24 protein-coding genes and 1 riboswitch are annotated in these 25,578 nt (G+C 53.1%); of the genes, 8 read left to right on the top strand and 16 right to left on the bottom strand.

Annotated elements, in window-relative coordinates; genetic code table 11:
* Window positions 1-487 precede the first annotated feature (487 nt).
* Entirely contained in the window at window positions 488-658 is a 171-nt protein-coding gene (locus ACFSX3_RS26925) for a hypothetical protein (protein ID WP_379257826.1), read from the bottom strand.
* A 161-nt stretch (window positions 659-819) separates the two neighbouring features.
* Window positions 820-1,674, bottom strand: a complete 855-nt coding sequence (locus tag ACFSX3_RS26920; RefSeq protein ID WP_209992120.1) for a helix-turn-helix transcriptional regulator — start codon at window positions 1,672-1,674, stop codon at window positions 820-822.
* Window positions 1,675-1,757: 83 nt separating this feature from the next.
* Here ACFSX3_RS26920 and ACFSX3_RS26915 point away from each other — a divergent pair, with 83 nt between their 5' ends.
* The 3 genes from ACFSX3_RS26915 (at window position 1,758) to ACFSX3_RS26905 (ending at window position 5,189) form a co-directional block, all read left to right on the top strand.
* Window positions 1,758-3,689, top strand: a complete 1,932-nt coding sequence (locus ACFSX3_RS26915; protein ID WP_209992121.1) for a beta-N-acetylhexosaminidase — start codon at window positions 1,758-1,760, stop codon at window positions 3,687-3,689.
* A gap of 235 nt (window positions 3,690-3,924) precedes the next feature.
* Window positions 3,925-4,866, top strand: coding sequence for a hypothetical protein (locus ACFSX3_RS26910; RefSeq protein WP_209992122.1), 942 nt, complete (start codon window positions 3,925-3,927; stop codon window positions 4,864-4,866).
* Window positions 4,867-4,940: 74 nt separating this feature from the next.
* Window positions 4,941-5,189: an NHLP leader peptide family RiPP precursor gene (locus tag ACFSX3_RS26905; protein WP_379257829.1), complete on the top strand. Its 249-nt coding sequence runs from the start codon at window positions 4,941-4,943 to the stop codon at window positions 5,187-5,189.
* Window positions 5,190-5,207: 18 nt separating this feature from the next.
* On the opposite strand, the gene ACFSX3_RS26900 is transcribed toward ACFSX3_RS26905, so the two are convergent.
* Together ACFSX3_RS26900 and ACFSX3_RS26895 are read right to left on the bottom strand one after the other, a co-directional pair.
* Window positions 5,208-7,052 carry an ATP-binding protein gene (locus ACFSX3_RS26900; RefSeq protein ID WP_339222510.1) on the bottom strand — a complete coding sequence of 615 codons (1,845 nt, stop codon included), beginning with the start codon at window positions 7,050-7,052 and terminating at the stop codon, window positions 5,208-5,210.
* Between the two features lie 182 nt (window positions 7,053-7,234).
* Window positions 7,235-9,130, bottom strand: a complete 1,896-nt coding sequence (locus ACFSX3_RS26895; protein WP_209992125.1) for an ATP-binding protein — start codon at window positions 9,128-9,130, stop codon at window positions 7,235-7,237.
* 281 nt (window positions 9,131-9,411) lie between these two features.
* Between ACFSX3_RS26895 and ACFSX3_RS26890 the strand changes: the two genes are divergently transcribed.
* From ACFSX3_RS26890 to ACFSX3_RS26880, 3 genes are all read left to right on the top strand, one after another.
* The gene (locus ACFSX3_RS26890; RefSeq protein WP_209992126.1) at window positions 9,412-10,020 is read left to right on the top strand and encodes a hypothetical protein; all 609 of its coding nucleotides are present in this window, start codon (window positions 9,412-9,414) and stop codon (window positions 10,018-10,020) included.
* Window positions 10,021-10,084: 64 nt separating this feature from the next.
* Window positions 10,085-10,146, top strand: a riboswitch (Fluoride riboswitch).
* Window positions 10,147-10,218: 72 nt separating this feature from the next.
* A complete protein-coding gene (locus ACFSX3_RS26885) occupies window positions 10,219-11,532 on the top strand; it encodes a voltage-gated chloride channel family protein (RefSeq protein WP_209992127.1) in 1,314 nt (437 codons plus the stop codon).
* Window positions 11,533-11,674: 142 nt separating this feature from the next.
* On the top strand, window positions 11,675-12,358 hold the full coding sequence (locus ACFSX3_RS26880; RefSeq protein ID WP_209992226.1) for a peptidylprolyl isomerase: 684 nt from the start codon (window positions 11,675-11,677) through the stop codon (window positions 12,356-12,358).
* A 120-nt stretch (window positions 12,359-12,478) separates the two neighbouring features.
* Here ACFSX3_RS26880 and ACFSX3_RS26875 read toward each other — a convergent pair whose 3' ends face one another.
* The 6 genes from ACFSX3_RS26875 to ACFSX3_RS26850 form a co-directional block, all read right to left on the bottom strand.
* Window positions 12,479-12,823, bottom strand: a complete 345-nt coding sequence (locus ACFSX3_RS26875; RefSeq protein ID WP_379257835.1) for a DUF898 family protein — start codon at window positions 12,821-12,823, stop codon at window positions 12,479-12,481.
* A gap of 183 nt (window positions 12,824-13,006) precedes the next feature.
* Entirely contained in the window at window positions 13,007-13,336 is a 330-nt protein-coding gene (locus ACFSX3_RS26870; protein WP_209992128.1) for a hypothetical protein, read from the bottom strand.
* 36 nt (window positions 13,337-13,372) lie between these two features.
* Window positions 13,373-14,074: a pirin family protein gene (locus ACFSX3_RS26865; protein ID WP_209992129.1), complete on the bottom strand. Its 702-nt coding sequence runs from the start codon at window positions 14,072-14,074 to the stop codon at window positions 13,373-13,375.
* A gap of 22 nt (window positions 14,075-14,096) precedes the next feature.
* A complete protein-coding gene (locus ACFSX3_RS26860; RefSeq protein ID WP_209992130.1) occupies window positions 14,097-14,672 on the bottom strand; it encodes a hypothetical protein in 576 nt (191 codons plus the stop codon).
* Between the two features lie 170 nt (window positions 14,673-14,842).
* On the bottom strand, window positions 14,843-15,775 hold the full coding sequence (locus tag ACFSX3_RS26855) for a manganese-dependent inorganic pyrophosphatase (RefSeq protein WP_209992131.1): 933 nt from the start codon (window positions 15,773-15,775) through the stop codon (window positions 14,843-14,845).
* A gap of 88 nt (window positions 15,776-15,863) precedes the next feature.
* On the bottom strand, window positions 15,864-16,700 hold the full coding sequence (locus ACFSX3_RS26850; protein WP_209992132.1) for an AAC(3) family N-acetyltransferase: 837 nt from the start codon (window positions 16,698-16,700) through the stop codon (window positions 15,864-15,866).
* 157 nt (window positions 16,701-16,857) lie between these two features.
* On the opposite strand from ACFSX3_RS26850, the gene ACFSX3_RS26845 reads away from it, so the two are divergent.
* Complete coding sequence (locus tag ACFSX3_RS26845; protein ID WP_209992133.1) at window positions 16,858-17,841, top strand: ring-cleaving dioxygenase; 984 nt, start codon at window positions 16,858-16,860, stop codon at window positions 17,839-17,841.
* Between the two features lie 126 nt (window positions 17,842-17,967).
* Here the strand turns inward: ACFSX3_RS26845 and ACFSX3_RS26840 are convergent, their stop codons facing one another.
* The gene (locus tag ACFSX3_RS26840; RefSeq protein ID WP_209992134.1) at window positions 17,968-18,660 is read right to left on the bottom strand and encodes a hypothetical protein; all 693 of its coding nucleotides are present in this window, start codon (window positions 18,658-18,660) and stop codon (window positions 17,968-17,970) included.
* 105 nt (window positions 18,661-18,765) lie between these two features.
* Window positions 18,766-19,455, bottom strand: coding sequence for a YjjG family noncanonical pyrimidine nucleotidase (locus ACFSX3_RS26835; protein WP_209992228.1), 690 nt, complete (start codon window positions 19,453-19,455; stop codon window positions 18,766-18,768).
* Between the two features lie 94 nt (window positions 19,456-19,549).
* Between ACFSX3_RS26835 and ACFSX3_RS26830 the strand changes: the two genes are divergently transcribed.
* A complete protein-coding gene (locus ACFSX3_RS26830; RefSeq protein WP_209992229.1) occupies window positions 19,550-20,509 on the top strand; it encodes an MraY family glycosyltransferase in 960 nt (319 codons plus the stop codon).
* Between the two features lie 678 nt (window positions 20,510-21,187).
* On the opposite strand, the gene ACFSX3_RS26825 is transcribed toward ACFSX3_RS26830, so the two are convergent.
* The 4 genes from ACFSX3_RS26825 to ACFSX3_RS26810 form a co-directional block, all read right to left on the bottom strand.
* Window positions 21,188-21,709: a mismatch-specific DNA-glycosylase gene (locus ACFSX3_RS26825; RefSeq protein WP_209992135.1), complete on the bottom strand. Its 522-nt coding sequence runs from the start codon at window positions 21,707-21,709 to the stop codon at window positions 21,188-21,190.
* A 235-nt stretch (window positions 21,710-21,944) separates the two neighbouring features.
* Entirely contained in the window at window positions 21,945-23,975 is a 2,031-nt protein-coding gene (locus ACFSX3_RS26820; RefSeq protein ID WP_209992136.1) for a hypothetical protein, read from the bottom strand.
* A complete protein-coding gene (locus ACFSX3_RS26815) occupies window positions 23,929-24,831 on the bottom strand; it encodes an ABC transporter ATP-binding protein (RefSeq protein ID WP_209992137.1) in 903 nt (300 codons plus the stop codon). Before ACFSX3_RS26815 ends, ACFSX3_RS26820 begins: the two co-directional genes overlap by 47 nt.
* A complete protein-coding gene (locus tag ACFSX3_RS26810) occupies window positions 24,824-25,213 on the bottom strand; it encodes a GntR family transcriptional regulator (RefSeq protein WP_036693565.1) in 390 nt (129 codons plus the stop codon). The genes ACFSX3_RS26815 and ACFSX3_RS26810 overlap by 8 nt, the downstream gene beginning before the upstream one ends.
* Window positions 25,214-25,578 lie beyond the last annotated feature (365 nt).

The following is a 25,578-nucleotide window of genomic DNA, read 5'->3' as shown; positions in this document are numbered from 1 at the left end:
ACCTCCGGTAATAATAAGGGAATAGTTGAGCAAATAAGAATAGCACAATGATTAGTAGGGATTTGTATATTACGGAAGGCCCCACAGGAACCATGAGGTACATAAATGATGTGAGGGACAAAGAAAAGATTCTGAAAAAGGCGATCGTACGATCTTCTACGGTTAATTTAATGTTCATCCCACCACCCTATTCTCCAGTTTGTGGAAAATTCGAGTTTATTCTAAGCTATGTTAAAAGCATCATACATGAGAAAAATCACAATAACAAGTTTCGTTTTCTAATGATAGCGTTTACTTTAAAAATAAAATGGGTATTATTATTGTTTTTTCAAGAGAAATTAACCAACTCTATCCAACTTCGAAAATGATAGCGTATGCAATATTATCCAATTCCTCTCCGGGCATGACAAAGAGCCTCTCCCACCAGGGACAGGCTCTTCAAAGACGCGATGTCTTCGTTCATCAGGTTCACTTCACCCGTTACAGTCTATTCAGTCACCGCCGGCAAGGCTTGCTCCAGCTTGGTCTCATTGCATATACAAATTTGGTAGCGTTGTTCGCCAACGATATGATACCCGGTGGACAGAATACGCAAGGTATGATTAAGTCCTACCACCTTATGGAGACTGCGGCAACTGATGCAGTAATATTCTCTCAATAGTCTCATCTCCGGCATAGTCTAGAAGAACTAATCTAGAACTGCTAATATGTTCTAAATCATATCACTGTTTTTTTCTGCATGTCAACAAAAAAATACAAAATACGACATTTTTCTGAGATTATTTTGCGGTAAAAAGTAGAATTTTGTCGTAAATTCAGTCATAAATGATTCCGGCAGGTCTGTGGAGAGAGGCCCATATATTTCTTGAATAGCCTTGAGAAATAAAAACTATCTCTATAATGAAGCATCCCTGCTATCTCCTGCACCTGCAGGGAGGTATTGAGCAAGAGATGCTTGGCCTCGGCCATCTTCAGCCGGTGGATATATTCATGCAAGGGGTACCCGCTGCTCCGCCGCACGGTGCGGCGGAGTGTAGACATGGAGAGGTGCAGGCCTTCAGCCAGCCGCTGCAGATCCGGCTTCTCATAGATGCAGGCATTCAGCGCTTCCCGGATCAGCGGCATCGCCCCTTGCTGCCACAGGCGGTTGCTGCCCTGAAGTTGCAGCGAGCATTCCAGCAGCATCTCTTCCAGCAGCAGCGCAGCCCGGTCCGCATCACCGGGAACTCCCCCGGCCATGAACTCCAGAATCTGCTCAAAGGACGCGTCCAGCCCTTCCGCCTTATCCCCCCGGGTCACCTCTCCTCCGGCAATCATTCCGGCCTCCAGCCATTCCGTTACACGGCTTCCGCTGAAATTAACATAATATTCGTCCCAATACCCGCCAGGCGGCGGTCCGAAGCTGTAGCTGCAGCCGGGTCTGAAAAAAAACAGGCTACCCTCACGGACCTGCTGCTCTTGTCCTCCGTTCTCCATATACGTCCCGCTTCCGGAGACTATATACACAAATGCCCATTGTTCAAACACCGCACCGGAACGAAACAGCGTTCTTCCCGGCAGATGGCCGGCTTGCCCTATGCGAATCGACTTCAAGCGGAGCCTGGAGGGCTCGACCTTCGGATCAATAATACGTATCGGATAAGGACTGATCATATAATCCATGAGCTTGGGCATACATTGCATTCCTCCATCTATTCAGGAGTGATATGTTTGTAATGAAGATGATCATATTTTACATGAATAAGGGGTGTCACGCTATGCCTGAGGTTATTCATTTACAGCTCTTTCCCCGTCCGCAGAAGGTCATGGTCTCTGAAGGTCTGTTTCACATTCCCGGCAATGGCAGCATTGTTCTGGCCGGTGAGTCCCAGGTCTCCGCACTTCCCGCAGCCCGCAGGCTTCAGCAGATCACTTCCGGGGTGATCCGGTTGAGCCTGCCTTTGTCTATAGGGCTGCGTTCTGCCACAGTTCCGGCTTGTACCTTCCGCTATAACGCACTGCTTACAGAAGGAGCTTATGAGCTTCACATTAATGAAGAGGGAATCACTGCCGCTTATGGCTCTGCGCAAGGCGCTTATTATGCAGCCACGACGCTGAAGCAGCTCCTGGAGCAGTTCGGCAGAACTTTGCCTTATCTGCATATCCGCGATCAGCCGGATTTCGCGGCCAGAGGACTGATGCTTGATATCAGCCGCAACAAAATTCCCAAGCTGGAAACGCTGTACCGGATCATCGATCTGATGGCCGATCTGAAGCTCAATCAGTTGCAGCTATATATAGAAGGAGCTCCATTTGCTTACGAGTCCTTCCCCCAGGTATGGGAGCTGGAAAGTCCGATCACCGGCGATGAAATTCTGCTGCTGGATGCGTACTGCCGCGAGCGCTATATCGAGCTTGTGCCTAATCAGAACAGCTTCGGCCATATGGAGGGCTGGCTGACCCGGCCGGAGTTCAATCACCTGGCGGAAGCCCCCGAAGGCTTCATGCTCCCCGAGCATATGTACAACAGCGATTTATATCCGGGCGGACTGTTCATGCATCCCGGAACCTTCGATACGGAAGATCCGGAAGTGCTGAAGCTCCTGGACACCATGTACGATGACCTCTTGCCGTACTTCACCTCGAATCTAGTCAATGTCGGATGCGATGAGACTTATGAAGTGGGATTGGGGAAAAACAAGGCCTTGGCTGAGGCAACCGGAAAGGGAGAACTCTATCTGTCCTTCCTGCAAAAGATTCATGGCCTGGTCAAGCAGCGCGGCAAAACCATGCAGTTCTGGGGCGATATCATTATCCAGCATCCGGAGCTGATTCCCCGGCTGCCGAAGGACATCATCGCTATGGAATGGGGCTACGGCGACACGCATCCCTTTGAAGCGGATACCCTGAAATTCCGTGAAGCAGAGATTCCGTTCTATGTCTGCCCCGGGACCAGCTCCTGGAACTCCCTTACCGGGCGGACCGATAATATGCTGGCCAATCTGCGTAATGCTGCAGTTCACGGCAAACGAAACGGGGCAATCGGTTACCTGATTACCGATTGGGGCGATTTCGGACACTGGCAGCATTTGCCGGTCAGCTACGCAGGATTCGTATACGGTGCTGCACTGGCCTGGAATGTGGACGGGAATCTGGAAACGGATGTAATCCCTTACCTGAATCATTCAATCTTCCAGGACCGGTCCGGCTTGATCGGACAATTGCTCCTGGATCTCGGAAATTACTACAAGCTTGAATCAGGGACCAGCCATCCGAATGATACGGAGATGTCCATGCTGCTGCGCAGCGAGCTGGATAATGCGCTGCTGGCCGCCAAGCTCTCCGGGGAGCAGCTTCAGCAGTTGGAGCAGTACATCGGCAGCATTGAAGTGAGGCTGGGACAACTTGCCCTGGAATGCAATGATGCCGGTCTGGTCGTAGAAGAAATAAGCAACGGAATCCATTTCGTGAGACATGCCGTGCAATTGACCCGGCTCAAACAACAGCTCGCCGGCCGAGATCCGCAGCTTGAAGCACCGCAGGTTCAGGCGCTGATGCAGGATCTGGATCTGCTGCTCCACCAGTACCGCCAGCTATGGACCCGCCGCAACCGGCCGGGAGGCCTGGAGCGCAGTATATCGAAGCTGGTCCGCCTGCGCGGAGAATACGCCGATCTTGCCGCGAAGCTAGGCGCGGCGGCAGTTCGGTAGACAACATTACGTAAGACACCATGGAACGTACAAAAGAAACCTCTCCTTTGAAATGGTTATGTGGTTACTCCATTTCACCAAAGGGCGGTTTCTTTTGGTTTTCCCCGTTAAAAATGTGACCTTCAGCAACAAACTTTGGATTGTAATAGGCTCAGCGCAGGATTATAATATGATCAAATAACCACTTTTTGTATATTTTTAGAAGGACGATACATAATTGACAGGAGACAAGCCTATGGATTGGCTTCATGCTTATGAGGACGAGCTCCGTGTGGTCTTTGAGGAGAACCGCAGGGTAATCGCAGCGTTTCCAGAGCCGCTTAACGCCCGCGGTCTGGCGTATCTCGATCAGTTCAACGTGTTCAACCCGGACAGCCATAAGAATTACATCTGTTACCTGCTGCCTTTCTGGCTCCAGGACCCGTGTGGCCTCAGTCCTGAACTGGCCCGCAGGATGTCCGCAGGTAACGTCTTCCTCATGCTCTACTTCTTCCTTCAGGATGATCTGATGGACAGCCCGGAGGCCTCAGCTGCGCAGGCGCTCCCGCTTGCCAATCTGCTCTATGTTGAGTTTCTGGCTACCTACCTTCCACTGTTCCCGGCGGACTCTCCGTTCTGGTCCTGCTTCAGCCGCTACATCCTGGAGTGGGCAGACAGCGTAAGCGGTGAAGCCGGCAGCGATTATTTCCTGAATGACCGCATCCGTATCTCTCATAAGGCCAGTCCGCTCAAGCTCTGCAGTACGGCTGCGCTGCTGCTCTCAGGCCAGACTTCTTCCACTTACGAGGCCGAGGAGATGATTCACACTGTACTGTTGACCCTGCAGATGCTTGACGACTACGAGGATTGGCAACAGGATCTGGAGGACAGCAGCTACAACTGCCTGCTGTCACTGGCACGCTCCTGTGCCGGAATTGCCGCTGGAGAACGGCTCACTGAAGCAGCAGTGAAGAACTTCATATATGTAGCAGGCGGGCTTGCGGGATATGCGGCAACGGCCCAGGCCAACCACCTTATGCTGGAGGAAGCCACCTTACAGCTGCCCCTGCTGGTATCCTTCCATCTGGTGCTGGTGCAGAACCTCCAGCAGATCGCCGCAGCCATCGAAGCGCAGAAGCAATTACTGCTAGGCGGAGGGCTCGATTACTGGCTATCTATGCACGCAAATCTCTCATAATTTATACATAAAGCAATAGAATTATAGAATGGCCTATGCTATACTAAAAAGGCAATTATAACCATTTTGAAAGGGTGATTGTATTGTCAGTAGGAGTTCTTAAGAATCAGGTGATTCAGAAGGCGTGGGAAGATCCGGCTTTCAAACAAAGACTGCTTGAAGATCCGAAGGCAGCGCTCCAGGAAGCGCTGGGCATCAACCTTCCTGACAACATTACACTGAAGACCGTAGAGGAAGGCTCGAATGAATTCTACCTGGTCATTCCCCCAAGCCCGTCTTCGGATGTAATGAAGACACGTATCACCCCAATGGGAACCTGGTAGCATACTCAAGTCATACTATTATCGGGAGTTGGAATCGTCCAGTCCTTCTGCACGCGGCAGAAGGGTGATGGACTCGGTTCCAGCTCCTTTTTTGCTCATAAAACGGATTTCGCCCTCCATCGCTTCAATAATACGGAACGTGACCATTAGCCCGAGCCCCGTGCCCTTCGTCTTGTTGGAGGAGAAATACGGCTCACCCAGACGGCTAAGCACAGCCGGTTCCATGCCTGCCCCGTTATCCTTAATATGAATATGTACCTTATCCCCCCGGCTATAGGCCAGCAGATGAATCGTGCCTTCCTCGCCCAGGGATTCAATGCTGTTCTTGATGATATTAATCATCGCCTGCTTGAACTTCGAGGAATTCCCTTTGACCCACAGACCGTCTTCCACCTCCAGAATCATTTTGCCTCCGTTCAGATGGCATAGAGGCAACAGAATGCTCTGGATATGCATGAATTCTTCATTCACATGGAGCAGGGAGACCTGTTCAAATTCCGGCTTGGCAAAGGTCAGGAAATCGGTGATGATGCTCGCCGCCCGGTCCAGCTCACTGAGCGCCATGGACAGATATCTCTCTTCGTCCCCGCTCGACTTCTCGCTGAGCAGCTGGAGGAACCCCCGGGTCACCTGGAGCGGGTTGCGCACCTCATGGGCTACCGATGCTGCCAGCTCGCTGATGATCTCCATTTTCTCCGACCGCTGCAATTCGTTGTTGAACAGCTCCAGCTCCTGCGAATACTTCACTACCTGCTGATGATTCTGCGCGAGCCGCCGCCCCAGAATTACAATCAGCGAGAGAATGAACACGACCAGCGCCCACTTCCAATAGAAGAGATCATAATTTCCGCGTTTGAAATAATACCACAGCAGCTCCAAGATCCCGGTAAGGGCAGCCGTACCGAAGCCGCATGCGAAGATGATCGCATCCTTGTTGCGCTTCAGGGAGAACACGATGACGCAGCCGATCAGCAGAATGAATTGAAGAATCATAATAATGCCGACAATCTTGGTCGAGATGAAATAGTAGAATTCCACATACCGGCCCCCGGAGAGTGCATTTATAATGAGGAGCACACAGCAGAATAAGGAATAAAACATCTGGAATTTACGAAATCTGCGGATGATGCCGTATTTGCCCCCGCCGAATATTTTCTCGAACAGAAAGGTCAGTGCGGGTAACAGGGACAACAGCGCCACATCGAACAAAAACACACTGAGCCCGCCCAAATAGCTGTAGAAGGTATACATGAAGGGCGAGTAGGTTACAGACAGCACACCGGTAGAGGCGATGACAATGGACAGCGAGGCCGCCACCGGGAAATACTCCTTGTTCAGGAAAAATGCGCACACAAACAGAACCGCCGCCACAAAGATAAAAGCGCCGCCCAGAATCACATCTATGAGTCCGTTTTTGATATAATCCTTGATCAGAATACTGTGCTCCCCGAGTATCACCTGCTCTTTGATTCCGATCCGGTCCTGGAGCGTCTGCGTCCAGATATAGAGCGTCTTGCCATTATCCCGGATATCCAGAGGCACAAGCAGGGAATAGTTATCCATAATGAAGCCTCTGTCCCCTTCAAAAACCAGCCGGTCCTCCACGTACACCTTCACATGCAGCGCATAGATCGTCTGAATATAGACGGAAGGAGACACGTAATGATAGGAAGGCAAAGTAATCTTGGTCCAGGCGGACGATACCCCGGGAGGCTTCTGCGGCATCTCGGCCTTCGCCTCCACATCGATCCACCCCTGCTCTTCCGTTACCGGAGCCCGGAGTCCGCCATCCGCCGGTCCCTCCTGCCACTTCATCTGCCAATGTCTGATCTCACCAGCGGGGGAGGCGCTTTGCGCTGACACCAGAAGGCTCCCGCAGGTAATGCTGAGCAGAAAAAACACTAACACTGTATGTAAACTTTTGACCATCAAAGACATGCACGCACCTCAGTGGAAAGTTTCAGAAGCAAAGTTCTGTTAGTGTTAATATTTCGCCCCATGCTCGGCCCATCCCTTCAAAAAAACGGAATAAACAAAAATATTTTCTAATTACTGAAGGAGGCTGGCAATTTAATAAGCACTTCAGTCCCTTCACCCTTGCGGCTGTTGAACTCAATGGTACCGTTCATCGCTTCAACAATACGGAAGGTGACCATGAGGCCAAGTCCTGTGCCCTTGGTCTTGTTAGAATAATACGGCTCCCCCAACCGGGCCAGCTCAGTGACCTTCATTCCCACGCCGTTATCCTTCACGCTGATAATTACCGAGCCGCCTGTCCTCCAGGCCGTTACCACGATCATTCCCTCCTCCCGCAGGGATTCAATGCTGTTCTTGATCAGATTAATGAACGCCTGCTTGAATTTGGCCGGGCTGCCCGTCACGTGAAGCTCCTTCTGCAGCCGCAGCTCTATAGAACCGCCCTGCAGATTAGCCAGCGGCAGCAGAATTCCCGACACATGCCTCAGCTCGCCCGAGACTTCGAATATATCCACGGCATCCACGCCCGGCTTCGCAAAGGTCAGGAAATCGGTAATGATTACCGAGGCCCGGTCCAGCTCCTCCACAGCCATCTGCAAATATTCCTTCTCCTTATTACCGAAGCGTTCGCCCAGTATCTGCAGGAACCCACGGGTGACCTGGAGCGGATTACGTACCTCATGGGCCACGGAGGCGGCGAGTTCACTGATAATTCCCATTTTCTCCGAACGCTGCAGATCATTATTGAATTTCTCCAGCTCCCTGGCGTATTCCAGCGCCTTCTCATGGCTCTCCGCAAAGCGTTTCCCCATAATAACGATCAGGGATATCACAAACACCATCATTCCCCACTTCCACCAGTACAGATGATATCTCTCCGCAGAGATGAAGTACCGCAGCAGCTCCGCCAAGGATACCACGGCAAACACAGAGAAACCGCCGGAGAATAGGATGGCATCTGAATTGCCCCTGCGGGCATAAGAAAGCGACAGATACAGCAGGTAAACAAACTGGACAATCATTAGTACACCGGTTGCGTTAATGGTCAGCACCGAATACAGGGAGTCCAGCCGGAAAGAGAGCAGTGCATTCAGAATAAGCGCAGCGGCACAGAACAGGGAGTACGCCAGCTGAAAATTACGCATCCGGGTAGTGAACCCCCGCTTGCCGGGTCCGAACAACTGTTCAAAATAGAGTGTGAATGCCGGCAGAAGCGTAAACAAGGCCAGATCAAAACAAATCTGCCTCAGGCGCTCCCCGCCGCTTAGGATCAGCGACAGAAACGGGGAGTAGGTAATCAGCAGCACCCCAAAGGACAGGATGACCAGGATTAGATAGAAACCGCTGTAGAATAATTCCGGCTTAAGAAACAACAGGCAGATCAATAAGGCTCCGGCCATGAAGATCATGGCTGCTCCGAGCACAAGATCCACCAGATCCTGCTTCACATAAAAGGACAGCAGCTTAGTGTAGCTGCCGACCCTTACATCCCCTTCGATCCCAAACTCTCCGCTGCCCGCATTCCATAGATAGAGCGTCTTGGCACTGCCATGTGCCGGTAGCGGAATCAGCACTTTGTTGCCGCTATATTCCACATCGTCGCTGGAATCGTAGATAAGCTGGTTGTCTATATATGCTTTCAGGCTGTCGCCAAATACTTTATCGATCAGAATAGCAGGAGTTGCTCCGGCAGGGGGCAAGGTTAGCCGCAGCCAGGCGGAGGCAGTACCTGAAGGCGGAGACGGTCTGTCATTCCTGGCCTGCACCCATGTCCACTCGGCAGCTGACCATGCCGCTGCAGCTTCTATGCCGTCGATCTCGGCCGTCTCCCACTTCAGCTCCCATGCCGGAATTTCTGCTTCTGTGTGTCCGTCCCATTCCATGGCGATTCCCACCGGAATTAGGGTGATTACGAGCAGCAGCATAATGAAGACTGCGGCCGTTTTGGTTGATGCTAACTTCATTGTGGCACCTCAGTGAATCCTTAGTTGTATTTATGTAGTCCATATGACTCTTATTTTCGACAACGTTTGCACAATACCTGCCATCAGACTGCAAATAACCTCGAAACGGCTCGGTTAATTCATCTATTCCGGTTATTCTGCCGCAGGAATGAATATATTAAGCAGAACAGCAGCCCGGATGCCTGGCAGATTCGCCGCCGCTTAAGCCGCTGCCTAAAAGGGTATAGTTGTACTATAAGATGAAGAAGGCCTACAACAAGGGAAAAGGGAGCTGATTGACGATGGGTAATGAATTCAATAAGACGGAAGCCGACTTTGCATATGAGCGCTATACCAAAATGGGCGGTGTCTCCCCCGAGCAGGATATCCCGCTGGAAGAATTACGTCCGCTTGGCACGATTACTGAGCAAAGCCCCAGTGAGGAGACCCCTGGCGCCGGGAACCGCCCGCTGGAGTCCGCACTGGCCAGTCATGACCCTGCCCATTTCACACCGATCGATTTCGACGGTGTAGTAGATGACGGCTCTGATCCGGCGCTGGAGAGCGACCCTATTCTAGCGGCCGATATCGGGCTGAATGTACCGGACGCCGGGCTTGGCCCACGGGCAGACCGCCCTGTTCCTGCTTCTGCCACCCCCGGTCCGCAGCGGGATGAGCTGCTGGAGTCGGAGGCTATATACACGGCCGGGGCGGCTGGATTAACCGGCAGTGTCATTAATTATGCTGACGCTGAGGAAGGGCTGGCGGAAGAAGCGGAGGAAGCCGCACCGCTGGAGGATGTCCCCGATGCAGATGAGCTGGTTCCCGGAAGCAGCATCGACCCGGTCTCCCCGGACCCTGACGCCATGCCCGGAACCGATGTGCTGAACGGCTCGAACGGTGACGAGTAGAAACGGCTAAGCGGTCCCCAGATCCATATTGACTTTTGGAGACAATCGGCTTACGATAGTTTCATTCAATTGCGGCGATGGAGTTCGCCATAACCGCCCTTCGGGGCTAATGACTCCTACCAGTGGTTAACTACGCTGGTAGGAGTCTGTTTTGATTTCAGGGTATTATTTATTTCGGGTCAGGGGGCATTAGCCATAATGAAAAGAAAGTATGAACGGTGGGCAGCGCTGGCAGCGCGCCGGAGCCAGCTTGCGCTCTGGAGTACATTCGTGAAATGGGTGATTCTAGGAGGAATGGTCGGGCTGCTGGCAGGAAGTGCCTCGGCCTTGTTCTTGGCCAGTCTGAACGCGGTCACCCAGGTAAGGCTGGAGCATGCCTGGCTGCTCTTCCTGCTTCCGGCGGGAGGCGCGCTCGTCAGCGGAATGTATATGCGTTACGGCAAGAGCAGCAGCAAGGGGAACAATCTGATTCTGGAGCAGATCCGCCAGGGCAACGAAGCGATTCCGCTGCGTATGGCCCCGCTGGTCCTTGGCGGGACGCTGATTACCCATCTCTTCGGCGGCTCGGCCGGACGTGAAGGCACGGCTGTACAGATGGGCGGCAGTCTTGCCGACGCACTCGGACGCTGGCTCAGAATCGGTCCGCTGGACCGCCGAATCCTGCTGATGTGCGGCATCAGCGGCGGCTTCGGCTCTATCTTCGGCACCCCGCTGGCCGGAACGGTGTTCGGCCTGGAGGTGATCGCCATCGGGCTGATCAGCCATAAGGCGCTGCTGCCCTGTTTTGCCGCCAGCTTCACCGGTGATCTGGTTGCCTCCCGCTTGTGGGGCGTTCACCATATCCACTATCAGGTGGATGTCTTCCCCGGTATGGATGCGCTGGTGCTGGTCAAGGTTATTTTCGCCTCCATCCTGTTCGGCTTGTGCAGCCTGCTGTTCAGTGAGCTTACCCATTACCTGAAGCGGAACTTCACCGCCATAATCCGTAATCCTATGCTCAAAAGTGCCGCCGGCGGGCTGATCATCATCGCCCTGGTCTACATAGCCGGTTCCAGGGACTATCTGGGGCTGGGCCTTCCGCTGATCAGCAGCTCCTTCGAAGACGGCGTATCGCCCTTCGCCTTTCTGTGGAAGCTTATCTTCACCGCCTTCACCCTGGGGGCCGGCTTCCAGGGCGGCGAAGTGACGCCGCTATTCGCTATTGGAGCTTCTCTGGGGAGCACACTGGCCGGAGTGCTTCATCTATATGGGCCTTTTCTGGCTTCGCTTGGCTTCATCGCTGTCTTCTGCGGAGCAACCAATACACCGCTTGCCTGCTTCATTATGGGCATCGAGCTGTTCGGCTCCGGCGGAGCGGTCTATATGTTCATCGCCTGCATCATCAGCTATCTGTTCTCCGGGCACAGCGGCATCTACAGCTCCCAGCTCATCGGCATCTCCAAAAGCGCCTTACTGCCGGTTCCTGAAGGAACGACACTCGCCGCCGCCAAAGAGCAGCCCGCACCCAAATAGCCGCATCCGTCCGGCCGCAGAAGCAGGCTTTGCCAGAAGCAGGACAAAGAAGGTATGATACAGAGGTGAATGCACCAGATTATTCAAAAGGAGAGATTCTGAAGTGAAGTCTATCACAAAAAAACCCGTCATCCTGCTTGCGATGATGTGCCTGATGCTCGTCATTCTGGCGGGCTGCGGCAACAAGCCAGTGAATAATAATGCCGCCGGAAATGGTAACAGCAGTACCGGAGCGGGCAGCGAGGCTACAGCAGCACCGCAGGAGAGCGCCGCCGTTACAGAAGGTGTGCCTTCAGCCACTGCCAGTCATCCGGTGGTTACGATTGAGATGGATAACGGCGCCGTCATTAAGGCCGAGCTGTATCCCGAGGTTGCCCCCAATACGGTCAACAACTTCATTTCATTGATCAAGAAGGGCTTCTATGACGGAACCATCTTCCACCGGGTCATTCCGGGCTTCATGATCCAGGGCGGGGACCCGGATGGTACAGGAATGGGCGGACCGGACTACAGCATTGCCGGAGAATTCAATAACAACGGCTTCACCAATAATCTGTTGCATACAGAAGGCGTGCTGTCCATGGCGAGAGGACAGCACGATATGAACTCTGCTGGCTCCCAGTTCTTCATTATGGCCGCTGCTTATCCAAGCCTGGACGGCGGTTACGCTGCCTTCGGTAAGGTTACTGAAGGACTCGAAGCGGTCCAAGCCATCGTCAGTCTGCCGCGTGGCCAGAATGACCGGCCGGATCAGCCGCCGGTGATGAAGAAGGTAACGGTCGATACCCTTGGTGTTACTTATCCCGAACCGCAAAAAGCTCAATAAACAACCCGCAAGCTGGCTGTACAGGCCGTGTCTTGCTCCAAGAATCTACACAGAAGAGCCATCCTCCATAACCGGAGGATGGCTCTTGGCATCTTGCGTATACTTGAAGCACGCGACTTCTTATTGGAAGTGGGTGTGCTTCGTTCTCCACTGCTCCAGCTTAATGACAACCCAGAAGCCGTAGATCCCGAGTGTAATCACCGTCAACAGGAACCACTTGATCCATTGTCCGAACAGGCTGACGGCAGTACCGTCGAACCGCAGGCGCTGGCCTTCCACCACGGTATGCTCGACCTTCCAGCGGTAGAGCATTACTACAGACCAGGGATAGCAGATGCCGAAGGTACATACGGTAACCAGCCAGCCGGCCAGACACCAGCCAATGTACTCAATAAGCTTCCCGTCAAAATAAGATTCCCTGCTTCCATAATTCATCGCTGCCGGATTCATATGCAGTGCTCCCATGGGTCTCCGCCTTTCATTCATGCAAAATTATTCCTGGTTCTATTTTCCTTATTATCCACGGCGAGCACTACTACATTTCTCACAATTCTAACCCGGAGCGTAGACAATCCCCATCTTGTGCAGCAGACCCCGAACCTCACGCCTGTTGTAAGCACATGTGGTGGAGTCTAGTCTGCGAAGGGATCAGGCCCAGTATTGATCTGGCCGGTATTCGATTTCGGACTGCACAGCTATCGTTAAGCGCCCGGAGTCTGCATCATAGGTTACAGGCTGATCTCCAACGTAGTACCAATGCTTGATGACCGGCCCGTCCGCAGGCTCCTCGAAGCGGAATACATTAAGCTCCACCTTCAGCTCAACTACCGCAGCGCCCTTATCTGCCGCCACATTCGTCAGGGTAATCAAGGTCAGCCCGCCCTGCTCATCGAAGGTGTACCCTACTCCCTCCATGCTGTTCACTAGCATGCGTCCGGTGACGGAATGCTTCACCAGCACTCTTTCCTGTTCTGCCATCCCAGCTCCTCCTTCATGTCTGTATCCCGCCGCTCATTACGGCAGATCAATCACCATGACCAGTATATCCTCATCAGCCTTCAGCTCCAGCTGTGCTATGTCCTCGATTCTCGCCGAATCTCCCGGCTGCAGCACATTATCCCCGTTCAGGGTAAGCTGTCCTTCGACCAGATATACAAAGCTGCGCCGCCCCGGCTCCTGCCGGAAATCCAGTTGCCCTCCTGCCCCAGCCTTTCCAAGATAAATCGTCATATCCTGGGCTATATCGACAATCTCCTCCGACGCTTCAGCCGCTACTACCGGAAGCAGGTTTCCTTCAAGCTTGGCCGGATCGAAGCGTCCGGTTGCATAGGAGGGAGCCGTTCCACGGGTCCGGGGCATGAACCATAGCTGAAGCAGACGGACGGGCTCACTGTCCGAAGGGTTATGCTCCGTATGAATCGCGCCGGTGCCCGCCGACATCCGCTGAATCCCGCCGAAGGACGTCTGCGCAACATTGCCCAGGTTGTCCTCATGACGAAGCACGCCGGACAGCACAATCGAGACAATCTCCATGTCACTGTGCGGGTGGGCGCCGAAGCCTTTTCCCGGAGCGATCGTATCATCGTTACAGACCCGCATCGGCCCGAATGCCGTGTTGTCCGGATCATAGAAATCCCCGAAGGAGAATACATGACTGCCCTTCAGCCAGCCGAGATCGAACTGGTGCGCAGACGCAGCCGGGTAGATTTTAATCAATGGAATCGCCTCCTAATGGTTATTATGAAGTGGTCGATATCTGCAATTCAGAAACGATGAACCATTTCTTGGAAGCAGTATCCTTGAAATACACCTGGATCGTATAGTTCCCCTTGTCGGTAACCTTATAATTATACGCTGCCGATTTGAACCAGAAGCTGTCCTTCTTCTCTGTAATCGGCTGGTTATCCACAACTTCCGTCTTGCCTGCCGGGTCTGTGATGGTGATCTTCAGATCGGTTATATCTGTTTTGAGATCATCCACCTGCACCAGGGCAGAGAAGATATTGCTGGTGTCGCTTCTGACTTTGCCGAAAATCTTGCCCTGCTCATCCAGCAGCACCGTGTTCACATTAGGCTTGTAGATCTTGACCGTCCCTGCTGACTCGTCCACGGATACAATCGCCTGCATATTCTCAGAAAGCTGATCCACAGGCACATAGACCCCGCCCTCCGAGGATAATGCAGGCTGCTTAAGCAGCGTATTATTCACATAGAATGAGAGATCTGTTTTGCCCGCAGCAGCATACAGCAGGCCTCCTCCCGAGACCAGCATCAGGCACATTGTTGAAATCGCCAGCTTGCGCATCTTCCCCATTATTCCCGTCCCCCTCTATAATGTCCTATGCTGTTTATACCCTTCAGGCGGCAAGGAGTTGCTGTGAATTGTAAAATAAAACCGGTTGTACAATTTCCTGAGGAAAAGGCACAACCGGTTACGGGAAAATAATGGAGAATGTACGCCTGCGGTTACTTTAGGAGACCCTTTTACAGCTTGGCGATCGTCTCGGTAAGAATCGGTACAATCTGTGATTTACGGGACACTACACCCTTCAGCACAGCCTTGTTGTCATCCAGCTTCACATTGTAAGCCTGCTCCACAGCACCAGCTACGCGGCCCAGGGCGAGGCCCACGGAATCGTTGTTCAGGATATCGGTAACCACGAACAGGAACAAATCGAGGCCCTTGTCGTCAATAATTGCGGTAAGCGCCGCTTCCAGCTCCGCCTGCTTGGACAGAACATCATTCACATCCACAGCGTTAACCTGGGCAATCTCGACTTTATATTCACCCATCTTGAATTCCTTGGCATCCAGAGAGATCAGTTGAGCAATGCTCTTGTCACTCAGGTCTGCACCGGCTTTGAGCATGTCCAGCCCATAGCTATCAGCATCCACTCCGGCAATGACTGCCAGCTCACGCGCAGCAGCTACATCCTGCTCCGTGCAGGTCGGCGATTTGAACAGCAAGGAATCGGAAATGATAGCGGACAGCATCAGACCGGCGATGTTCTTAGGAATGGCCACGCCATTCTCTTTGTACAGCTTGTTCAGAATGGTAGCCGTACAGCCCACCGGTTCAGCCCGGTAATACAGCGGATAGGCTGTCTCAAAATTCGCAATCCGGTGATGATCAATAACCTCAACCACACGTACCTGATCGATATCATTCGCACTTTGCTGGCGTTCATTATGGTCAACCAGAATCACTTGTTCAGCTTCGCCGGCTACGTTCTCCACCAGACGCGGCGCTTCTACCCCGAAGTGGTCGAGGGCGAACTGCGTCTCTCCGCTGATATCTCCAAGCCGGACCGGCTCGGCATCCCAGCCCAGTTCCTTCTTCAGTGCCGCATAAGCAATGGCCGAGCAGATCGTATCTGTATCCGGGTTTTTGTGACCAAAGATCAAAGTTTTTGTCATTTCCAATCTCCTTACTATGTTTTTTGTGAGAATAATATACCATACATTGATAGAGACCTGCCAGAGACCTGTACATATCGGCCTAAGATTAACCCCGAGCAGGCTCCTGTACTGGCTGTAAAAGTAGCCCCCGCTTCGTCTTCGGCAGCGTCTCAGGCGCATTCTCCCCGAAGAGCGGCTCGTTATCCGAGAACAGATCCGGGTTCTCTCTGAGCATGCCGCTCAGGATACGGGTGGTCTCCACTGTGCCGCAGAGCATAACCTCCGCATCACCGAAGCTACCCCTGCGTAGCGCTCCGCCATCCTCCAGCACAGATTCCACCTTCCAAAAATGCTGCGACCAGGACAGTCCGCAGTGTCTGCGCGAAGGCACCGCGATCTCTTCCCCTTCAGGTGTCACGGTATAAAGATCCTCATGCCCGTCCGTCATCCGGCCGGGAATATCCACCCACTCTTCAATGCCGTGAATGAACGTATTCCGCCGCAGATCCACACCGAGCAGCATAATCTCCGCTCCCCGGTCCAGCAGCTTGCCATAGACCGACCCGCGTGCGCAAGGCGTATCCCAACGCTCATCTCCGGCTGTGAACACCGCCGCATCCCTGCCGAGCGCCGCCACCGAATGCGTGGGATGCCAGGAACGGATCACGCCCGGCCGCTTCCGGAACAGCTCCGGGAGAATGCCCACGCAGACGGGCGACTCCAGCACCGAGAAGCGCGGATTCTGCCCGTCAATATAAGACCAGGTATGGGTGGGCAGGACCAGCAGCCCCTCCTTCATATATTCTGAGAGAACATCCAGTACGGTATCCGCTCCTCCTTCCACTTCACCGATGCTTTTGAGCGAGGAATGGACCAGCAGTGTCCCCTGCGGATCGATTCCCATCCCCTCCAGCTGCTTCATCAGACTTGATCTGGTATGCATGATTAACCCCGCTTTCCTGAATAATAAATACCAGCTTGAAATAGACCTTGAAATACACCTTGCAAAATTACTCATTTACTATTAAAATTATAGTAACTTAATATTAATAAGTAATTTTTATATATAACAATCAACCCATATCTCAGGAGGTATTCCCATGAGTTTAACACTAAAAGGGCTTCACCATGTATCTGCCATTACCGCCAAAGCGCCGGAGAACTACAAATTCTATACCGAAGTGCTCGGACTCCGCTTGATCAAGAAGACCGTCAACCAGGATGACGTATCCGTCTATCACCTGTTCTACGGGGATGAGACCGGGAATCCCGGTACGGAGCTTACCTTCTTCGAGTTGCCTAACGCAGGGCGCAACCGCGAGGGCAATAACAGCATCTCCGCGCTCTCCCTGCGCGTTCCCGGGGACGATGCTCTGCTCTTCTGGACACAGCGCTTCACGGTGTTCGGCGTAGAGCATGAGGAAATCACCGAACGCGGCGGCCGCAAGACACTGGCCTTCACCGACCATGAGGGCCAGCGCCTTATCCTCGTCTCGGATGAACATAACGAGGGCATGCCCGGCGGCAAGCCATGGGCCAAGAGCCCGGTTCCTGCCGAGTATGCGATTGTCGGACTGGGACCGGCACATCTGACTGTCGAGACCGCGGAGCATACGGCCCTGATTCTGGAGGACCTGCTAGGCTTCCGCCGCGCAGGAAGTTATCCATCTCCGGTGGCGGGCCAGCCGGATATTATCGTGTTCGAGACCGGTGAAGGCGGCTCCGGCACGGAGATCCATCTGGAGGAACGCAGCGATCTTCCGCAGGAGCGCCTGGGACGGGGCGGCGTACATCATGTAGCCTTCCGCGTCGACAACGAAGAGGAGCTGAAGCAGTGGATTGAACGCATCCGCAGCGTACAGCTCCCGAACTCGGGCTTTGTAGACCGCTTCTACTTCCGCTCGCTGTACTTCCGGGAGCCGAACGGTATTCTGTTCGAGCTGGCCACCGACGGACCGGGATTCGCCACGGATGAGGAGGTCGAGCATCTGGGCGAGGCGCTGGCCCTGCCGCCGTTCCTGGAAGCAAGGCGCGAACAGATTGAGGCTCACCTGAAGCCGCTGGATACCCGCCCGCAGGACTAACCTTATAGCACCCTGGCGAAATAGCCTTGGCAAATTGCACATGAAGAAACTCCGGCTGACGTACAAGCCGGAGTTTCTTTTTGGGTTAGCCAAGCCTGCATAACAGCTTAGGCTTACTGGCTCAGATCAGCTCTCCGACCAGGTGATCGTGAAGAGGTTGAAGCCGGGCCGGGCCGTGGAGGCTTTGCCTGTAATGGATACAGGACTTGTCCCGCCAAGTCTGCCTGAAATTTTGACATTGCTGGCCGATACCGACTCTAAGGCATTCTCCAGCTTTTTAATCCGCGCATATTCACTGTACACGAAGCCCATGATGTCCAGCGTCTCCTGCGTTGAATAAGTGAACGCTACCTTCTTCAAACCGTCAGCATCCGTATCCAGGGTAATCGAAATCAGGGCATCCTGGGGAATCGGAAAATCCTTAGGCAGATTAACCGGTCTGGCCGTTCCCTCCACTACAGGAGCAGGAGTTGGTTTCCCCCCGCCGGTAGAGGTTCCCGGAGCAGGAGTCGGAGCAGGAATATCCGCGCTGCCGGCACCAATTCTCACTTTATAGTTGACCGAGTCATAATTGATAGGCACCTTCAGCACCGTAGCGATCGACTGGACCGGCAGGTAGGTGAGACCCTCGTAGGTGATCGGCGTCAGAGTTTTGCCATTGCCGTCCTTCATCCAAAAAGGATTACCATCCACCACAATACCCAGACTATGGTTCAGATAAGCCTTAATTTGCTCCAGCTTGGTGCCCGCATACACCCCTGCCGAGCCTGTTACCGTCATGCCTGTGACCACCGCGGCAATCAGCCATTTTTTTCTCATAATATCCACTCCCGTATGTTGTTGTTAAAAAAGTATAAACTTAGCGTACCTATATATTTAACACGAAAACGAAACTTTCAACCTGCCTGCCGCCGTTTATTCCGCTTACGCGCGGTTCACGATCTCCACCAGCTCGTCCAGACTGCGGATTTCATAGGTAGGCACTATCTCAGGATCACCGGGCTTGCCCAGCGGATTGAACCAGCATGTATCGATGCCGTAATTGTTCCCGCCCCGGATATCCGAGGTCAGGGAGTCCCCGACGATCAGCACCTTGCGTCTATCGGACAGATTCAGCTTGGCAAAAGCATAATCAAAAATTCCGGTCTCCGGCTTCTGATAGCCCGTCTCCTCCGATACAATTACCGCCTCGAATACCTCGCTGAGCGGGGAACCCTTAATCCGGGAATGCTGCACATCGCTGATTCCGTTCGTAATTACTGCCAGCCTGCACCCTGCAAGCTCGCCGCAGAGCTCGGCTGCCCCCTGAATCAGGAAGGTACCCTCCCCGAGAAAGCGCAGATATGCTTCACTGAATTCCTCCGGCTTGAACGTGAGCTGACGGGCGGCAAACAGCCGGTTGAACCGTTCCACGCGCAGGGCGGCAGAGGTGATCTTCCCTTGCTCAAAATCCTTCCATAAAGCGTGGTTAATCTCCTGGTAGCTAGCCGCATACTCCTGCGCGCCTGTCGGCAGCCCGAAGTGGGCGAAGGCATGGCTTAAGGCGTGACTCTCGGCCATTCCATAATCAAACAGTGTATCATCGGCATCAAATAAGATACATTCGTAGTTCATCATTTCCTCCATCTCGCTTATGTAGTTCGACAACATACATCCTTCTGCGATATAATCTGGGATAGGCCTTAAAAAAATCAACGGGGTGATTGTCATTTTATACGGTTTAGCTTTTCTTGTGTCATTTTTTATCGTTTATCTGCTGATTCCTCCTCTGGCCAGGCTCGCTTTCCGGCTCGATTTCGTGGACAGGCCAAGGGAAGATGTTGAACGCAAAATCCATAGGGAGCCTATCCCGCTAACGGCAAGCTATGCCATATTCGTAGGTTTTTTCATTACATATCTGCTCTTCGCACGTGAATTCAACCTGGAGACGCTCGCCCTATTCATTGGCGGTGTGCTTCTGCTGACTATAGGAACCATCGATGACTGGTACAAAACCAAAGGCAAGGATTTCCCGGCTCTGCCCAAATTTATCGTACAGATTGCCGCCGCCGTTCTGGTGTTCTTTTCCGGCAATGCGTTTACCGGCTTCATTAATCCGTTCTCAGGTGATTATATCTCACTGCCGTTCATTTTGCAGTTCCTGCTGACGATCATCTGGATCTTCGGCGTCACTACGGTCATTAATTTCTCCGACGGCATGGACGGTTTGGCCGGCGGACTGACAGCGATCTCGGCAGTAACCCTGTTCGTAGTCGCACTTACGATGGGCCAATCTACTTCTGCCTTCATGGCAGTTTCGCTGATCGGGGTTACCCTGGCGTACTTGCGCTTCAACAAGGCTCCGGCCAAAATCTTCATGGGCGATGCCGGCGCCACCTTCCTAGGCTTCATCCTGGCGGTGATTGCGCTGGACGGCGCCTTCAAGCAGGCCACGATATTATCGCTGTTCATTCCGATTCTCGCGCTGGGTGTACCGATCTTCGACAATATTTTTGTCGTCATCAGACGCTTCCTGAAGGGACAAGCCATCTACCAGGCAGACGCTACTCAGGTTCATTACCGCCTGCTCAAGGCCGGTTTGAACCAGAGACAGGTGGTCGGCGTACTCTATCTGGCCAGCGTCTGCCTCTCCCTGTCGTCCATCATCCTGCTGCTGATCCAGACGTAATGAAGTTACTATGTATGACAAGGGCTGTTCCCACAAGTCATGAAATGGCTGCGGGGACAGCCTTTTTAGTTTGGCGCTGGGGTGGACGCCTTTTAGTTCGAGTAGGATTAACGCGGGCGCTTGGATGGACGCTCCGCGAACGGACCGTTGTTACACATGAAATGGTTACTCGGGCTTTTACTTTTGAGCAGGATCAACGCGGGCACTTGGGTGGACGCTCCGCGAACGAACCGTTGTTACAATCGCTGTGCTCTCCAGATTTTTTTCATTCCCCTTAACCGTGAAAATCCGGAGACCAAGGCGACCGCTGCCGCTTTTCCACAATCGTTCCGTCCTCTCCGCTGTTTAAGCGGGAAACGAAATAAAACCACATACCCGGCCCTACCCAATCTTTCGCCCTCGCGCCAGCTCATGTGTTCGGTTTTCCGCATACATTTGGGCTGCACACCCCCATTCGCCCCTATTGTATGCGGTTTTTAACATACATTGGGCCCACTCACCCTCGCGTCTGTACATTGTGTGCTGTTTTCAACATACATTTGGCACGCGCACCCTCACGCCTCCACATTGTATGCGGTTTTTAATATACATTGGGCCCGCGCCCCCCATACGCCTCTATTTTGTTCGGTTTTTAGCATACATCGAGTCCACGCAACCATCTGACGCGTTTCTCCGGCCTCAAGGCTCCTGCTCCTCCGTGTATTCACACAGTTGGCGGTAGATTCTGATGATCTCCGGCATCGGCATGCGGACCAGGCCGCTGGATGAAGGGGCGACGAACTCCCGGACTCCGTCCACCACCGGAGCGATGCCTTCCTGGAAGCCCCAGGCGGCTGTAGTCCTGCGGCTGAACTCTGTGTATACGCCCTTGCCGACAAAACAGGCAATCTCCGGGCGGTACTCCTCCAGCTTAGCCCGCAGGAGCTCACGGCCCTTGGCGTACTCCTCCCGGGTGATATCTTCAGCGCCTACGGTGGGGCGGGCAACGATGTTGGTGAAGCCGTATCCCAGCTTCAGCAGCTCCCCGTCCTCGGAGGCCTCGTATAACCGCGGCGTCAGCCCGGACTTGTGCAGTATGCGCCAGAAGTTATTGCGCGGATTGGCATAATGATGACCCAACTCGCCGGAGCGGATGCTGGGATTGAACCCGATGAAGACAATCTGGAGTCCATGATCCAGATGATCCCGTACCTCTTCCATGTTCGTTCCTCCTTACACTGGCCGCATTATTTTGCAGACCCTAATCTAATATACCCATGCTATGGACACAGGTACACCTGAAGCAGAAGCAGAGAACATAACGCTGGCACTGACATGGCGCTGACATGGCACCGACACTGGCTTCCCGCTGCAACATAAAAAAATCCCCCCGCACAGGATTTGCATCCGTTAACGGGGGAATAGAGCGTTTAGTTACTGCAACAGATTAAACTGACTAAGGAAGAAGAGCCTTCAGCGCCGGAGACATCTCCTGCTCATCCAGCGAAATATAACTAGATGAATTATTCTTATATACTATCTTCACCGCATATGCTCCCTCTCTGCGGTTGTAATTGCGGCGATGCTCCAGAATACCGTTAATGAGCGTCTTGTCTGAGACCATGACCGCCCGTTTCTCACTGCGGGCTAACTCCAGACGGGTCTCGGGATCATACATCAGCCCGGGTGGCAGCTTACTGTGATTCATATCTATGAACATCTCGGCAGACCGGACGTCCGCTGCGGTAATCCGAACTTTATCCGCATATCCCTTCTGTTCCAGCCAAGCCCCCAATTCATGATAGGACGGGTACCAGTCATAAGTGAAATACGCATGATTTCCATACTTATCCGGCTTTTGAATAACGCGGATAGACGCCCGTGACCGCTGATCCGAAACCTGATCCTCGTAGGACATATTCAGCACTTCACGGATTAGGATGTCCTTGAACTCCTTCACCTCCTGCGGATCAGAAATACTGAAGGCCTTGTCCAGATTACTCATATGGATACTCTCTGCGTTCTTGTTCATCTGGGATATCCGGTATCGCACACGTTTGTAGTCCACATGTCCCATGACCGCCTTCAACTCCGGCTCGAAGCCCGCTGACGGAACCAGATAGGTCCGCATCAGCATCCCTCCGCTCTTAAGCTGGTATGATAGCATGAAACGGTGGCGAGAGAGATATACTGAATCCCACATAGTATTGTCCTGTCCCGGCTTCACCGTTACGACAGCATGGTGCAGTGCGGTTACAGCTTCAATATATTTCGGGTCCTTGGAGTAAATATCAGCCTCCTCCGCAGGTGCAGTGTTCTGAGCGCCGAACGGGCGTTGCATCAGGTCTTCATAATTGCCACCGGCGAATACCGCACTCACCTTCCCGGAGGCTGGAACCCGGGTCTCATATCCGGTCAAGCTGGATACAGGAACATAGAGCAGCAATCCAAGCAGGATGCTGTATACTGCCAATTCAAGCGGCAGCTTGCGGTTCAGGATATGCCAAGTTTTGCGGAGAAGCATCTCTACTACGATGTAGCCGATAATTCCTCCGGCGACGACACTGCCGATGATCCAGCCCGTTCCCTGCTTGATACTGCCGAAGTAGCTGAGCGCAAGCAGCATACTGCAGAGCATTACCCCGGCTTTGAACAGCGGATCGAAATAGGTGAAGGCCATCGCCTGTCCCGCCTTCTCACTGTGGCGCTTACGATAGAGCACGAAGGCCAGCGATACGAAGGCAGCAGATAGGAGAGCATAGACCCACAGCTCTGTTTGGCCAAAAGGGCTATAGGACATATCTGCAATCCGCAGCATCGGCGCCCAATCCTTCAGGGATTCCCTCGATCCTATACTATCCGGGTATCCATACAAATATCTGTTCAGATGCATATTTATAAATATCAACATTCCCGCAGGGAGGAGTAACAGAATGATGGTCACCACTCCCTGTAGAACGGTCTGTCCCACACATATCCCCACAAAAATAGTGAAGGCAAACAAGAACAAGGTCAGCACAGTAAGGGTCAGGCACCACTGCCAGACCTCCGCTCCGTGATAGATATACATATTGCCCTCCAGCGGGCGGACCAGCATCGTAACCACACTTGTAATCCAGATGGGCGGCAGCAGCAGAAGCAGACCGCTCAGCGTATAGGAAGACAGCAGATGCGAGCGGCGCAGCGGGAGGCTGTGCATCAGATCGGAGGAGCCTTTGGACTGCAGATAACGGGACAGAAACAACCCGGTGATGATCGGAAAAGGAATAAGGATTACCGGAATGTCCATGCCAAGATTGAATAGTCCGTCTATTACGACAGGCTCCTTAAGCCGGTCACCGTTAATGAACAGTTGCAGCGGGAGTATGAATAAGAGTGCCAGTGTGTACAAAATTCCAATCCAGCCATACTGGCGCAGGTTCTGGCGGATAATGCTGCTGTTAAAGAATAATCGGCTGCGCGTCATAACCGGCATCCCCCATTTCATAAATAAAGATTTCCTCCAGCGTCAGCGGAAGCAGGTCATACACATACGGGTCATAGACATGAAAGGCCTGACTGATCCGCTCCCGCTCCCCTTTTACAATGTACAGGCTGACGCTTCCCCGCTGCTCCTGATGGAGAATCTGCAGCTTGGATTCCAGCGCCGCCGCATGACGCACATCCCGGAATGCAACCTGAATCTTGTGCGTGTCGGCCTTCAGATCATCCAGATCCTTCTCCACCAGCATCCTTCCCTCATGCATAATGCCGACATGGTCGCACAGATCCTCAATCTCGCGCAGATTATGCGAGGAGATCAACACGGTAAGCTCGCGCTCGGCGACTTCCTGGAACAGCAGATTCTTGATCTGGCGGCGCATCACCGGGTCCAGACCGTCGATCGGCTCGTCCATAATCAGCGCATCCGGCTTGCAGCTAAGCGCCAGCAGGAAGGCGGCCTGCCGCTGCATCCCCTTGGAGAAGCGGCTGAGTCTGCGCCGGGGATCGAGCCGGAACACTGTAACCAGCTCCTCATACCTTTTTTGACTCCACTGTGTATAGATCGAGCGGTAGAACTCCGCCATACTCTTCATCGTAGCCTGCTGGAAGAAGTATGGGCTATCCGGCATGAAGAACAGACTGCGCTTCACCTCCGGTGATTCATAGACGGGCTGCCCGCCTACCTTGACACTCCCTGTATCTGGACGATATATGCCCGCAAGCATCTTCAGGAGCGTGGTTTTGCCTGCCCCGTTAGATCCCAGTAATCCGTAGATGGCCCCCTTGGGTACCGTCAGCGAGAGGCCGGTCACAGCCTTTTCCTCCTGAAAAATCTTGCTCACTCCGCGTATCTCAATCATGGCTGCTCTCCTCTCTTCTCATATCCAGCGCCTGGCGGTACAGGGAACTAATCTCTGTCTCCGTGAATCCAAGGTAGACTGCTTCGGCCATCAGCCGCAGCAGTTCTTCCTTCAGCTCTGCCCGCTTGCTCTCACTCTGCCCCTGCTGCAGCGCGGCTACGAAGTTGCCCTTGCCCTGCAGCGAATAGATATACCCCTCGCGCTCCAGCTCTCTGTAAGCCTTCTGGATCGTATTGGGATTCACGGTAAGCTGCGAGGATAACGCCCGCACCGAAGGCAGCTGTTCATCCGCCCGCAGAATACCATGCATAATCAACTCCTTCACCTTGTCGGTCAGCTGCTCATAGATCGGCTTGCGGCTGCGTACATCCAACTCGAACATGACAGTCCTCCCTTCTTCGGATCTATGATCCGGCCGTTAAACTGTATTAATTGTACTACTATTATTAATACAGTTGAGGATTAATGTCAATGATTAACTTTTACTTTGTCTATATAAGACGCACTTAAGATTAGAATTCAAAGCCTGGTCGTCGCTGCGGTGAACGATTGGACTTCCGGCCGCTGTTGTATTTCGATTTCTTGATTGAACCGCTCTTCGCGGTAGAAATCCAAATACAAAGGCGGACGCTACCGCTCCTCCAGTTCCAAATTTCCCCTCCGCTTCTTTTTGCTTTTTGTTATTCTTTAGTGTGTCTTATAGAGTTTCAGCGTGTCACGCCAATAACCCCCGCCTGCCTGTTGGAC

The organism is Paenibacillus rhizoplanae, assembly GCF_042684125.1.
In the GTDB taxonomy this organism is placed as follows: Bacteria; Bacillota; Bacilli; order Paenibacillales; family Paenibacillaceae; genus Paenibacillus_AQ; species Paenibacillus_AQ rhizoplanae.
This window is presented reverse-complemented; position numbering and strand designations above follow the sequence as displayed.

What these genes read in the sequence shown, in the direction of transcription:
- ACFSX3_RS26815 (WP_209992137.1), bottom strand. Translation starts at nt 24,831, where the DNA reads ATGATTGAGATACGCGGAGTGAGCAAGATTTTTCAGGAGGAAAAGGCT.
- ACFSX3_RS26860 (WP_209992130.1), bottom strand. Translation starts at nt 14,672, where the DNA reads ATGGGGAAGATGCGCAAGCTGGCGATTTCAACAATGTGCCTGATGCTG.
- ACFSX3_RS26895 (WP_209992125.1), bottom strand. Translation starts at nt 9,130, where the DNA reads ATGAAGTTAGCATCAACCAAAACGGCCGCAGTCTTCATTATGCTGCTG.
- ACFSX3_RS26840 (WP_209992134.1), bottom strand. Translation starts at nt 18,660, where the DNA reads ATGAGAAAAAAATGGCTGATTGCCGCGGTGGTCACAGGCATGACGGTA.
- ACFSX3_RS26875 (WP_379257835.1), bottom strand. Translation starts at nt 12,823, where the DNA reads ATGGGAGCACTGCATATGAATCCGGCAGCGATGAATTATGGAAGCAGG.
- ACFSX3_RS26820 (WP_209992136.1), bottom strand. Translation starts at nt 23,975, where the DNA reads ATGAAATGGGGGATGCCGGTTATGACGCGCAGCCGATTATTCTTTAAC.
- ACFSX3_RS26810 (WP_036693565.1), bottom strand. Translation starts at nt 25,213, where the DNA reads ATGTTCGAGTTGGATGTACGCAGCCGCAAGCCGATCTATGAGCAGCTG.
- ACFSX3_RS26910 (WP_209992122.1), top strand. Translation starts at nt 3,925, where the DNA reads ATGGATTGGCTTCATGCTTATGAGGACGAGCTCCGTGTGGTCTTTGAG.
- ACFSX3_RS26890 (WP_209992126.1), top strand. Translation starts at nt 9,412, where the DNA reads ATGGGTAATGAATTCAATAAGACGGAAGCCGACTTTGCATATGAGCGC.
- ACFSX3_RS26880 (WP_209992226.1), top strand. Translation starts at nt 11,675, where the DNA reads ATGATGTGCCTGATGCTCGTCATTCTGGCGGGCTGCGGCAACAAGCCA.
- ACFSX3_RS26885 (WP_209992127.1), top strand. Translation starts at nt 10,219, where the DNA reads ATGAAAAGAAAGTATGAACGGTGGGCAGCGCTGGCAGCGCGCCGGAGC.
- ACFSX3_RS26855 (WP_209992131.1), bottom strand. Translation starts at nt 15,775, where the DNA reads ATGACAAAAACTTTGATCTTTGGTCACAAAAACCCGGATACAGATACG.
- ACFSX3_RS26835 (WP_209992228.1), bottom strand. Translation starts at nt 19,455, where the DNA reads ATGAACTACGAATGTATCTTATTTGATGCCGATGATACACTGTTTGAT.
- ACFSX3_RS26850 (WP_209992132.1), bottom strand. Translation starts at nt 16,700, where the DNA reads ATGCATACCAGATCAAGTCTGATGAAGCAGCTGGAGGGGATGGGAATC.
- ACFSX3_RS26845 (WP_209992133.1), top strand. Translation starts at nt 16,858, where the DNA reads ATGAGTTTAACACTAAAAGGGCTTCACCATGTATCTGCCATTACCGCC.
- ACFSX3_RS26870 (WP_209992128.1), bottom strand. Translation starts at nt 13,336, where the DNA reads ATGGCAGAACAGGAAAGAGTGCTGGTGAAGCATTCCGTCACCGGACGC.
- ACFSX3_RS26825 (WP_209992135.1), bottom strand. Translation starts at nt 21,709, where the DNA reads ATGGAAGAGGTACGGGATCATCTGGATCATGGACTCCAGATTGTCTTC.
- ACFSX3_RS26920 (WP_209992120.1), bottom strand. Translation starts at nt 1,674, where the DNA reads ATGCCCAAGCTCATGGATTATATGATCAGTCCTTATCCGATACGTATT.
- ACFSX3_RS26915 (WP_209992121.1), top strand. Translation starts at nt 1,758, where the DNA reads ATGCCTGAGGTTATTCATTTACAGCTCTTTCCCCGTCCGCAGAAGGTC.